Here is an 11,838-nt window from a genome sequence, read left to right on the forward strand (position 1 = left end):
GCTCGCCAGATGGTGGGCGATTTTTTTGTGAATTAGGTGTAGCGTGAACGGAATTTTTGATTATGATAGGTATAGGCAGATAAAGCTAACTTGATTCTGGTCAAGGTAGTGGGCCGCTTGCCCGGTATAATTGGGGCTAACGTTAGGCAACCGACTAAACGAGAATCTCCCTGAAATTTAATTTATTATATGTGAGAACGACGAAATGCCGGTATAAGTGAATTGGTGACGATTTCTAAGGATTGTCGATGGCGTGTTGCATTTTTGACAAGTCAAGTATTAATGTGCGAAGATACTTCTATTATTAGCTGAAAACGCGCAATTTTAAGGATATTTTGAGGATAAAGGGAGTTGGCATTTGTGAATATGATTAAAGGCGAATGGAATTACATTCGGCATAATCGGTTGATTTTAATCTCCGTTCTTGCCATTATGTTTATTCCATTCCTCTACAGTATCTTCTTTCTGAAGTCAGTCTGGGATCCATATGGCGAGACTGGCAGTTTACCCGTTGCGGTGGTTAACCAGGATAAGCCGGTCACCTACCAAGGGCAGAAATTAAACGTTGGGGATCAGACGATCACTAACTTGAAGAAAAACGACCAATTAGGTTGGAAGTTCGTGTCCGCTAAGACGGCGGCCGATGGGTTGAAGCACCACAAGTATTACACGGTGATCACCATTCCCAAGAACTTCTCGGCGAATGCCGCTACGGCGCTGGACAAGCATCCTAAGAAGATGACGTTCACTTACAAAACCAACGGCTCTGCTAACTACATTGCCCAGGTTATGAGTGAAGTGGGATCATCTAAGTTGGATAGTGAAATCCGGGCCAAGGTTACCAAGGCCTATGCCCAAGCGACCTTTAAGCAGATCTACGCTGTGGGTCAGGGGATGGACAAGGCCGCTAAGGGTTCCGCCAAATTAAAGGACGGAACGGTTACCTTAACGGATGGTCTGAACACCTATACAACTGGGGTTCACACGTTGAACAATGGTTTACAACAGATGAAGACTTCCGTAAAGCCATTGGCTACGGGAATTCAGAAGTTGTCGAACGGCTCACAAACGCTGCAATCCGGACTGGCGAAGTATACCAGTGGGGTTGGACAGTATGCTAATGGGGTTAATCAGTATACTGGTGGTGTTGGTCAGCTGAGTGCCGGAATGCCTAAGTTGCTGGATGGGACTTCCCAATTGAGTGCTGGCGCTAAGACGCTGAATACGGGGGTTTATACCTATGTAAATGGCGTTTACCAGTTGAATTCAGGAATCGGGACGCTTAGCAACAAGGTTGGTCCACTGGCAAGTGGCGTGACCAAGTTGGCTAATGGCGGTAAGAGTTTAACTTCTGGGTTGAATGAACTTGATAAGAATTCTAGTGCGTTGAAGTTGGGTGCTAGTCAGGTCAATGATGGTGTTCTACAACTACAAACCATGATGAATCAATTGGCTCCTAGTCTGAGCTCATTGACTACGCTGACTAAAGATCCTACAAAGTTGCAGGCTTTGCAGACGCTGTTAGGTGAATTGCAAAGTAGCGGTATGCTTGACGAAGGAAAGTTAGCAGACTTAAATGCACAGTTAGACGCACTTTCCAAGGTTGATTTAACTGGTTTGAATTCAACGTTGACAGCTACTCAGGATAAGTTGACTGCTGATATTGTTGATGTTAAGACTAAGCAAGCTATTAAGAATGCACAGCCATCTGCTGATAGTTCAAATTCGTCAAACGATGCTACTTCAGAAAACACTGATAAAGCAGCAGTGGATGCTGCTCAAAGTGCTGCGGATACGGCGGTTCACGAAAATTCTGAATTACAAAAGGCTGTCAAAAGTGGAGATGAAAGTGCTATAAAAAGTGCTGCTGATGCAGTCGGTAGTGCAACTACTGACGCGGCATCCAAAACCAATGCACTTAAGGCTAGTTCAGCACCAGTTGCCCAAACTAAGAGCACAACTGCTGAGCAAGATTACGATACTGCTGTCGATAATTTGACAGCGGATGTGGCCAATCTTGGTAAGACTATGCAGACGATGCAAGGATCGTTAGCGACTCTGATTACGCTACAGGGACAAGCAACACAGCTCCAAGGCTTATTAGGCAGTGTTACTGACGCTAAATTGACAACTGATGATCTTTCGGCTATGTCTAGCGCATTGGCAAACCTTCAAGTTCAGAGCGGTATGATTAACCAGTTGAGCAGTTCTTCTAAGAGCTTAGCTAAGCTAGTTAAAGGTACTGGTGATTTGAGTACCGGGCTCGATACCTATACAGCTGGGGTTTCTAAAGCTTTGGCAGGCTCAAACCAACTTTCTGATGGCTTGACAACGATGAATAGTCAAATTCCAACGCTGACCGCTGGAATTACACAATTAGCTGATGGTTCTAAGAAGTTAGCTAAGAATGGTCCTGCGTTGAAGTCTGGTTCCAAGAAGCTTTCAAGCAAGATGTCTGTTCTCTACGGTGGTCTAGAGACGGCCGCTGGCGGTGTCAACAAGCTTAACTCCAAGACGCCACAACTCACTGCAGCCGGCAACAAGTTGACCAGCTCTTCCGCTCAACTCATGAACGGTTCCGGTCAATTAACTTCTGGGTTGAACGAACTAAACAGCAAGGTACCTACGCTGACCAGTGGGGTTAACCAACTGGCCGATGGGTCGCAAAAACTGGATGACAACAGTAACCAGTTGATGCAAGGGACTAAGAAGCTCTCCGATGGCAGTGGCACGTTAGCCAAGTCCTTGAAGAGTGGTGCTGATCAGATTCAAGCGCAACCACTGACTAGCAAGACGGCCGATATGTTTGCCGCACCAACGAAGCTGAAGCATGAAAACTACAGCTACGTGCCAAACTACGGGCATGCCTTAGCACCTTACGTCTTGTCCGTTGCCCTCTACGTTGGGGCCTTGGTCTTCAACTTTGCCTTCCCAATTCGGAAGGTGTCACGCGAAGGCGGAACAGCTACAGGCTGGTACTTGAGTAAGGTCTCCATTGGCGCAGTCGAAGGACTCGCCATGGGACTGATTGAACCAGCGCTGATGATGCTGGGTGGCTTGACGGTCGATCACCCAGGTCAGATGATTCTGATCTCGGTCTTCTTCGCTGAGGCGTCGATGTTTATCGTCATGTTCCTCTCAATGCTGCTGGATAACCCTGGTCGTTTCATCGCCATGGTTCTCCTGATGCTACAACTTGGTGGTTCCGGTGGGACGTTCCCAATGGAAGTCACGAACCACTTCTACAACGTTGTTCACCCATTCCTACCAATGACTTACTCAATCCTCGGATTCCGGCAAGCCATTACGTCAGGAATGTCTGGCATGGTTGGGCAAGCCTTATGGGTCTTAGCACTCTTTACCATTCTTGGTTTAGCACTGCTCTGGCCAACGATGGCTTGGTTACAGAAGAAGCATCTGATGGGTGTCTCACAATTGGATGACAACCAAAAGTTACAAGCGGTTGAAGATCCGAACACGAAAGCTCATTCGTAAAAATTAAACGATTAGGAGAAATGCAAGTTTGACGATTGCGTTTCTCTTTTTAGATAAGTTACCAAAAAGTGCCGTGAAGCAGCTAGCTTCATGGCACTTTTTGCGTATAATGAAAACAGATGAGAGAAAAGAGGAGACAGTATGTCCGTGAAATTTCGGCTGGCACAGGTCAGCGATCAAGCCACCATTATTGCGATTTATAATCAAGCCGTCGCCACCAAGGGGAGTACGGCTGATTTGACCCCGGTTACCGTCGCGCAACGGCAGGCGTGGTTCGCTGCCTTTACCCCGGATCATTTTCCACTGTGGGTGATTGAAAGTGATGGCGCTTGCGCCGGCTTTGTTGGCTTAGAACCCTACAGCGACCGGGCGGGATATCGAAATACCGCTGAAATTGCCATTTACTTGGATGCCCAGTATCGGGGCCATCATCTAGGGACCCAGGCTATTGATTGGGTGGCTCAACAGGCGCCTAAATTAGGGGTCACAACCGTGATTTCCCGCATCTTTGGCCATAATCAGGCCAGCCGGCATCTCTTTGAGCAGTCGGGCTATGAACACTGGGGTCACCTGCCAGCCATTGCGGATATGCAAGGATTCACCGCCGATTTGGAGGTTTATGGTCGCCATTTCTAATGCTGTGATAAGTGATGAAAACGCACCGGATTTTTTCACAAATACGCAATGAAACCGGGAATTGTCTAGGCTCATCCTTGATAAATATTGTATATGTTATATGAAAATGACGTGAAACATGTTAAAATATCATCGTGTGGTTTTATGCATAACGGGGGAACCCGTTAAGTTGCTTCATATATCAGAGTATTCGACGGAGGCAAACATTCTTGAATAAACGACGGCCAAACCCCAAGCAAGTGCCAGACCCCAATGAACCCTTATGGCGGTCGACACTGCGGGTAGCCATGCCCCTTAATTTAAGCTATATTCCAATTGGGCTGGCTTGTGGGATTTTGCTACACGCGGCAGGGTTCAATACCTTACTGACTGGATTGGTTTCTTTGTTGATCTTTTCCGGTGGGGCACAATTTTTAATTGCCACGATGTTGACTATTAATTCCCCATTACTATCAATTGTTTTGATGCTGTTTTTCCTGGAATTACGGTATGCATTACTGAGTTCGAGTTTATCACCATACTTAAAGGGCTCATCTAACCGCTTTCTGTTTATGTTTGCGGTCTCGTTAAACGATGAAAATTACGCCATTAACTACTTAAAATTTGCCACTGATAAAAAGTGGACGGGTAAGGAAGCTCTAATGGTGGAGCATTATTCCTTGCTATTCTGGGCGGCTAGTAACGTCGTGGGCAGTCTGATCGGTAGTGCCTTGAAGATTGACCTGAGCATCGTTAATTTCGCGCTGACGGCGTTGTTCTTGTACATGATTGTCATGCAGATCAAGAACCGGCTAACCATCGTGATTTGCCTGATTTCAGGAGTACTCGCAGCGGTCTGCATGATGCTGACCAAGAGTACGTTAGGGTTGGTTATTTCGACAATTATTGCTTCACTCATTGGGTTCGCTTTGGAAGCGACACTGCGTAAGAAATTGCCTGACAGTCATTGGCTGTGGCGCTTGCGTAGTCCTGGCTCAAAGAAAGAGGCTGTGGAGCATTCGGACGCTAATTAGGATACAGGGAGAGCTATATGAACGCAGTTAATACGTGGAACAGTACGCAACATTTTTGGCTAATTATTTTAGGCTTTATTGTGGCCTTCATCCCGCGTTTCATCCCGCTGATGTTGTTCACCAAGCGGTCAATTCCGGAATGGTTCAACGAGTGGATGAAGTTCGTGCCGGTATCACTGTTTACGGCGCTAGTGGTGAAGGATATCTTCATCGACAGTGCCAGCTACGCGCTACTACTTAACAAGTATTCAGAAATGCTTGCGGCGGTAATAGTGATTATTGTCGCCTACCGTACCCGGTCGATGGCCATTTCGGTGATCGTGGGCTTGATTGGCGTCTTTATCTTGTCGATGTTTATGGCATGACTAAATTTGATATGACGAAGGGACCTTGCTGGATGGTAGGGTCCCTTTTTTAGCAGGATTATATTGAGCTTTTAGTAAGTGAGGTTGGCAAGTAACAGCTTAGTAAGCAGAATCTAAAAAACACTTCCGTCAAGAAGTGTTCACGCATTATTAATGTTGGAATTCTTCATATAAAATGATGTCATCAGCGATGTTAGATGCAGACTGGTGAGAGCCACATTTAGGATTGGTGTAATCATGCTTCCAAGACGCAATCAGTTCACGATAGGCAATCATTAATTCTGTTGCCTGAACAGCCGTATAGCCACGATCGACCAATCGTTGTTTAATAATCTTATCTAATTCAGAGGATGAGGCCAGATGAATGTTGGGGTTGATCAATTGAGACACCGCCTTTTACAGTTTGCCTAATTTTTCCCGGTTAGGGTTCTCTAACTATAGCATGTAGTTTGGGGCAATAAAAGCAGAGATGAAAATCAGGCATAATGGTTAATTGAGTGATCTACCAGCAAGTCCTATTTGCCAGAGAGGTTAGCTTAGAGAAAACACATCCGCAGCCCCCCCCACGAGTTACCCAACCAAAAAAGCACCACCCGACCGAGTGATCAATCCCAGTCAGGTGGTGCTTTTACTTCAGATGATCCGCGGTCACCTGAACAATTGTATTAGTCGGTTACGTTAGCGCGGGCATGCGTATCATCATACATGTAATCCCGCGTCATCGGTAACATCCGGGCTGAAGGGCCCTTCGAAATCAAATACTGAATCACGTCAATATTACCAGATTTGAAGGATGCCGCGCAAGCTTGGAGATAAAGATCCCACATGCGTACGAATTTTTCATCAAACATCTTGGCAACTTCTTCGCGGTGTTCGTTAAAGTTCTTGTCCCAGATTTCCACCGTCTTTTGGTAATGACGCCGGAGGGGTTCCATATCATCGATTTGTAAGCCGTTTTCGATGATGTGGGTCGTGTTTTCAATCAGACCAGGAACGTAGCCACCGGGGAAGATCCACTTGTTTAACCAACCATTGTTGGCGCCACCTTGTTGCCGGGTGATCCCGTGAATTAAGGCAACCCCATCGTTCATCAGGTACTTTTGAACGCAATCGAAGTATTGACCCAAGTTTTCTTGGCCCACGTGTTCAAACATTCCCACGGAGGTGATGTAATCCCACTGTTCGTTGCCGAGCTCACGGTAGTCTTCCAAGCGAACTTCGGCGACATCGGCTAAGCCTTCGTCTTGAATCCGTTGGTTGACGTAGTCGTATTGTTCTTGGCTTAAAGTAATTCCGGTCACGTGCAGGCCGTATTCTTTAGCAGCCGTCAACATCAGAGTACCCCAGCCACAACCGATGTCCAACAAGGTCTTACCGGGTTGTGGGTTGAGCTTCTTGATGATGTGGTGAACCTTGTTAACCTGTGCGGTGTACAAATCATCATCGGGTGATTCAAAGTAGGCACAGGAGTAAGTCATCGTGTCATCCAACCAGAGTTGATAGAAGTTATTTCCAATATCATAGTGGTTTTGAACGTCGGTCTTACTTTCTTTTTCAGTGTGTTTTTGCTTAGGCAGGAAGTGAATGAACTTCGAGTTGTGGAAGAAACTGTCGGCGTTTTCGTAAGCGGCCGTCAGTAAGTCCTCAATGCTGCCGTCAATCTCGATCTTGCCATCCATAATGGCTTCACCTAACGCGATGGACGCGTTACGGGAGATCTCTTTAACCGGGATGGCCTCGTGAATGGTGATGGTGACGTCAGGAGTGCCGGTCCCGTATACATCGCTGGTGCCGTCCCAGTAGTTAACGCGGACGGGGATGTTGAAGGTGTGGCTCAGGAACGTTTTGTAGAAAGTTTTTTCAAGCATGTCATGGGTCCTTTCCGGTTTCTTCAATACATCAGAAGAAACAAAATTACCATGCCATTATACGCCTATCACCCCCGAAAGCGTAAGGGGAAGCCTTGAATGTAAGCGCTTAATGTGTGCTTTCGCCGATTTGGTCCAGTAAAATCCACCGATTCGGAGAACAGGCATGGTATAATAAAGACATAATTAACCAGCGGAGGTCTTTCACTTTGAAAAAATGGGTATGGGTCGTGGCAACAATCGTTGTGGCACTGCTGATTGGCGGTTACGCGTATTCGAACCATCACGCAACTGCTAAAGAGTACCAAGCGGCAATGGCCAACGGGCGTACTGCCATTCAAGATAAACACTACACGCAAGCCGAGAGCTATTTCCAGAATGCCTTGAAGCGGCGCTTAAATGATAAGACAGCGCAACGCTACTTAACGCAAACGCAACGCTACGTAGCGGGTGAAAATGCACTGGAAGCTCGGCACTTTGCGACGGCGAAGACGCACTATGCCGCCGTTAAGAACACCGAGAATGGTTCCGCGGTGTTGGTCAAGCGCGCGAAGGATCGCTACAAGCAAGTGAAGGAGATCCAAGCCAACGTTAAACAATTTAAGGAAATTTTGAAGAAGGCGCAGGGTGAGAATCAGGCGTTGAATTATGGACAGTCGAATACCACCTTGGATGAGCTGTTCAATAACGAAAAGTTCCGTCAGATCTACTACAAGAACTTGTACGATCAAGCGTTGACCTTACGTAAGGCCAATAACGCCGGTCAGACGAATGAAACGAATGCGGCGGCGGATTCCTCGTCTTCCGCATCATCCACCAGCAGTAGTTCGGCGACGAATAGTTCGAGTGCGTCTTTGACTTCTTCCGAGAAGCAAGCCGCGAAGAACTATTCAGGGAGTAACGAGTACACGGTTACCCAGAGTCAAAAGGAGCTGGATGGTAAGACCATCACCGCCCAACAGATTGCGTCTGCACGAAAGACCATTGATGGTGCTGGCGGCAATGCGAGCGCGATGAGTGATCAAGATGTGCGGGTCGCCATGCAACAAGCCGCTAAGAAGAATGTTTCCTTGGCAAAATACACGAGTCAATATTTGAAATAAGCTAGCTAAGAGCGGTGCGGACGACAATGTCCGGGCCGTTTTTTAATTTGCGGATTAAATCATCCAAGCCTAGGTATTGTTCGGAAATTGCAAATCATGCTGAAATGGGAAAAAACATTGATGACCAAAAATTTTGTGGCTGATGGTCAATTTGGAAAGAAAACTTACCTTTTCCAACGGATGGGTTCCGAAATTTGACATGATGGTAAGTTAAGCGAACAAATAGTTTAAGAGGGTGTATAATATAATTAATTGGTCTACAAGTGTTTTAGTGGCCGCAAAGCTAGTGGTAGCAAGGAGTTACCGCCATTGAGACACGAAAAGTCCCCAAAAAATTCACAAGTCATTATTTACGCCAAATTGGTAAGCGTGTTTTACTATATATCTAGAATCAGAAATTCTACTAAGGGGGGTAGAGTAACGGCCCTTATCACAGACTAGGTGAGCACCAATCTTGGGGGATGGGGCGAGACCTAATACTGATTTGATTCCCAAATCACCACGAAGTCTTGACGAGGAGTCGTTACAAGAAAATTATGATTATCAACAAACATATCATGCGTACAACGAACGAGAAGCAAGTTCTTCAGCAGATTGTTAACGCTGGTCCGATTTCACGTAGTCAAATTTCCCGGAATCTTAGTTTAAATAAAGTGACGGTTTCTGATATCTACAGCCAGTTATTGCACGAAGGCCTGATCCGTGAGGTTGGTCATGGGGTCAGCACGCGTAATGGTGGTCGGAAACCAGTCATGGCATTGCTAAACGTGGGGTATGGCTATGTCGTCAGCATCAACATTTTACGTCAACGGTTCTCAATGATTACCAGTCGCTTAGATGGTCGGTCAGAAAATTATGCGAGTGTTTCTACGCGCGACGTGGATTTGACCACAGTGCTGGATATGATTGATGAGAAGATTGCGGCAACAGTGGCTGAGAATGACAACCGGCTATTAGGAATTGCATTTGGCCTGGATGGCACGATCTATGAGAATCAGATCTTAGGGGCCTCATTGAAGGGCTTTAAGAACTTTGATTTAGCCAAGTACTTTAGTGATAAATTCCAAGTTCCCGTGGTCTTGGAGAACTTGGCCAATGAATCGGCGATCTTCGAGCGGGACTTTGCGGGTGAAGGTCTGTATAAGAACCTGATTTCCGTAACGATTCGGGATCAGGTCTCCGCCGGGATTATCACCGAGGGTCACCTGTATCGCGGCCACAACGGTGAGGCTGGTAATATTGGAACCTGCCCACTGGCGGACCGTTATCAAGAAAAGAACGTCCAAACGGTTAACCAGTACGTCGCTGAAGGAACGGTACTGCAGCGGATCATGGCTTACCAAAAGCTTGATCGGGTGGACGTCAACCGTATTCGGCGGGATTACCTGGGACACCGGCCAGAACTGTTGTCGATTCTCGATGAGTTCTCCTACTATTTGGCAAAGGTTTTAGGTAATTTGTCCAATACTTTTGCGCCGGACGCGATTATCGTCAACGCGCCAATCCTCGAATTGTTACCAGAAATGATGGATAGCGTTAGAAAGTATGTCGATGACATGGCCATTCTGCGCAAGGCACCTCTGCTGTTGACGAAGAACGCGAAGGAAGCTTCCTTGAAGGGTGGCGCCTCAGCGATTATTCACAAGGCACTGGGCTTGGATGATTTACAATTAACGTTTAGTAATCAGCGGTCGGCAGTTTTAGAGGGCGTTGAATCTTAAAGAGAAGATGAAAGTCGTGTTGACTGGCATATCGCCAGTTGGCACGACTTTTTTTGAATAGGTAACGCGTGAGTTGTTGCTAGGCCCTGTCGAGAGTACTGCTTGCGGATGTTGAAAGCAGATTGCCGCTGTCTACGTAAGTGGTTGACGTTACCGTTTGTGCTTGAGGCATTCTGATTTGGCCGCGACTTGAGTTCTAGCAGAGTGTATAGCCGTGAGTGAGTCAACTTTGGGCTCAGCCGTGGGATTTTCCAAGTGTTTCTCTTGGAAAATGGCGTCTTTGAAACTCGCACCCCAGAGGTTCAAAGCGAGGCCAGAGACCGCCCCTAGGCTCTGGCCGTCCTCCCCACAGCGTTCCAGCCCAAAGTTGGCGAACGGTAAGGCGACGAGTCCGGTGAACTTAGTCTAGTTTAGTAGTGGTAAAGCGAACGCAGGTTAGGGAAGTAAACTGTTAGATAAACCGGGGGAATGCGGTATAATGAAAGCATGATGAAATGGAGGATTTATAATTGAGTTTATGGGAACGGTTTATCGCTAACGTTCGACTACGCCGTTTCACGGTGCTAGTTGTGCTGATCTTCATCCTGTGGCTGATTCGGGCCGAGATGAATATGATTTTACTCACATTTATTTTCACTTTCTTGATTTTACAGTTGGTCAAAGCAGTGCGTAAGGTGGTCAAGTTGCCACCGGCGTTGATTGTTTCGGCGGCCTATATTATTTTGATCGGGGCACTGTATTGGGCCATTACGACCTATTTACCGACGTTAATCACGTCGACGGTAAAGGGTGGGGAGACCCTCTTCAAGTTTTACCAGAGTCCCCAGACGGATAATAACGAGGTTATCCGGTGGATTTCGAATTACATCAAGAGTTCTGATATTGTCAACCAGCTTCAGAATGGCGCGAAAGTTGTGTTTAACTATGTTTCTACCATTGGGACGTTTGGCGTGACGCTGTTTATGTCGTTGATCCTGAGTTATTTCTTCACGATTGAGAGTAAGCAGATGGCGGCGTTCTCTAAGCATTTTCTGACGAGTACGTATGGCTGGCTTTTCCAGGATATTAACTTTTTCGCGACGAAATTTGTCAACACGTTCGGTGTGGTGCTGGAAGCCCAGTTCTTCATTGCGCTGTGTAATACGGTGATTACGACGATTGTGCTGGCGATTATGCAGATGCCACAGTTGCCGACGCTGGCCATCATGATCTTTATCCTGAGCCTGATTCCAGTGGCCGGTGTGATCGTCTCGATTGTGCCGCTGACCATTCTCGGATATTCGGTTGGAGGCGTGCGCTACATCGTCTACATTCTAGTGATGATTGTGGTGGTTCACGCACTGGAAGCTTATGTGTTGAATCCGAAATTCATGTCGAGCAGAACTGAATTGCCCATCTTTTACACGTTCGTGGTGTTGCTGGCCGGTGAACAATTATTTGGTGTCTGGGGCTTGATCGTGGGGGTACCGATCTTCACGTTCTTCCTGGATATCTTAGGCGTTCGGCCAGTGCATGGGCTGCATCCGCGGCCACAGGTCGACGTGCAGAAGATTCGTAAGTATCGCCGACAGCACGGAAAGAATCACGGTCACGACGAAAAATAAAAAGAGAAATGAAACGACCCACTACGGAAGATT

General features: G+C 46.8%; 9 protein-coding genes. 7 read left to right on the top strand and 2 right to left on the bottom strand.

What is annotated here, in order from left to right; genetic code table 11:
* Nucleotides 1-366: 366 nt before the first annotated feature.
* The 4 genes from HF569_RS03595 to HF569_RS03610 all read left to right on the top strand — a co-directional run bounded on the left by HF569_RS03595 (nt 367) and on the right by HF569_RS03610 (nt 5,509).
* Nucleotides 367-3,495: a YhgE/Pip domain-containing protein gene (locus tag HF569_RS03595; protein WP_211089617.1), complete on the top strand. Its 3,129-nt coding sequence runs from the start codon at nt 367-369 to the stop codon at nt 3,493-3,495.
* Between the two features lie 141 nt (nt 3,496-3,636).
* Nucleotides 3,637-4,131, top strand: coding sequence for a GNAT family N-acetyltransferase (locus tag HF569_RS03600; protein WP_168901353.1), 495 nt, complete (start codon nt 3,637-3,639; stop codon nt 4,129-4,131).
* A gap of 287 nt (nt 4,132-4,418) precedes the next feature.
* Nucleotides 4,419-5,144: an AzlC family ABC transporter permease gene (locus tag HF569_RS03605; protein WP_232842554.1), complete on the top strand. Its 726-nt coding sequence runs from the start codon at nt 4,419-4,421 to the stop codon at nt 5,142-5,144.
* A 17-nt stretch (nt 5,145-5,161) separates the two neighbouring features.
* Complete coding sequence (locus HF569_RS03610; RefSeq protein WP_168849890.1) at nt 5,162-5,509, top strand: AzlD domain-containing protein; 348 nt, start codon at nt 5,162-5,164, stop codon at nt 5,507-5,509.
* 150 nt (nt 5,510-5,659) lie between these two features.
* Here HF569_RS03610 and HF569_RS03615 read toward each other — a convergent pair whose 3' ends face one another.
* Together HF569_RS03615 and HF569_RS03620 are read right to left on the bottom strand one after the other, a co-directional pair.
* Nucleotides 5,660-5,890: a hypothetical protein gene (locus HF569_RS03615; RefSeq protein ID WP_168901354.1), complete on the bottom strand. Its 231-nt coding sequence runs from the start codon at nt 5,888-5,890 to the stop codon at nt 5,660-5,662.
* Nucleotides 5,891-6,174: 284 nt separating this feature from the next.
* Nucleotides 6,175-7,377, bottom strand: a complete 1,203-nt coding sequence (locus HF569_RS03620; protein ID WP_168901355.1) for a class I SAM-dependent methyltransferase — start codon at nt 7,375-7,377, stop codon at nt 6,175-6,177.
* 209 nt (nt 7,378-7,586) lie between these two features.
* Here HF569_RS03620 and HF569_RS03625 point away from each other — a divergent pair, with 209 nt between their 5' ends.
* The 3 genes from HF569_RS03625 (at nt 7,587) to HF569_RS03635 (ending at nt 11,805) form a co-directional block, all read left to right on the top strand.
* Nucleotides 7,587-8,480, top strand: a complete 894-nt coding sequence (locus HF569_RS03625) for a hypothetical protein (RefSeq protein ID WP_168901356.1) — start codon at nt 7,587-7,589, stop codon at nt 8,478-8,480.
* 557 nt (nt 8,481-9,037) lie between these two features.
* Complete coding sequence (locus HF569_RS03630; protein WP_232842550.1) at nt 9,038-10,201, top strand: ROK family protein; 1,164 nt, start codon at nt 9,038-9,040, stop codon at nt 10,199-10,201.
* 509 nt (nt 10,202-10,710) lie between these two features.
* Nucleotides 10,711-11,805: an AI-2E family transporter gene (locus HF569_RS03635; RefSeq protein WP_168849885.1), complete on the top strand. Its 1,095-nt coding sequence runs from the start codon at nt 10,711-10,713 to the stop codon at nt 11,803-11,805.
* Nucleotides 11,806-11,838 lie beyond the last annotated feature (33 nt).

It is taken from the genome of Levilactobacillus tujiorum (assembly GCF_012641185.1).
GTDB lineage: Bacteria > Bacillota > Bacilli > Lactobacillales > Lactobacillaceae > Levilactobacillus > Levilactobacillus tujiorum.

Excerpts from the sequence above, each read along its gene's own strand:
- HF569_RS03595 (WP_211089617.1), top strand. The coding sequence starts at position 367 with ATGATTAAAGGCGAATGGAATTACATTCGGCATAATCGGTTGATTTTA.
- HF569_RS03600 (WP_168901353.1), top strand. The coding sequence starts at position 3,637 with ATGTCCGTGAAATTTCGGCTGGCACAGGTCAGCGATCAAGCCACCATT.
- HF569_RS03605 (WP_232842554.1), top strand. The coding sequence starts at position 4,419 with ATGCCCCTTAATTTAAGCTATATTCCAATTGGGCTGGCTTGTGGGATT.
- HF569_RS03610 (WP_168849890.1), top strand. The coding sequence starts at position 5,162 with ATGAACGCAGTTAATACGTGGAACAGTACGCAACATTTTTGGCTAATT.
- HF569_RS03620 (WP_168901355.1), bottom strand. The coding sequence starts at position 7,377 with ATGCTTGAAAAAACTTTCTACAAAACGTTCCTGAGCCACACCTTCAAC.
- HF569_RS03630 (WP_232842550.1), top strand. The coding sequence starts at position 9,038 with ATGCGTACAACGAACGAGAAGCAAGTTCTTCAGCAGATTGTTAACGCT.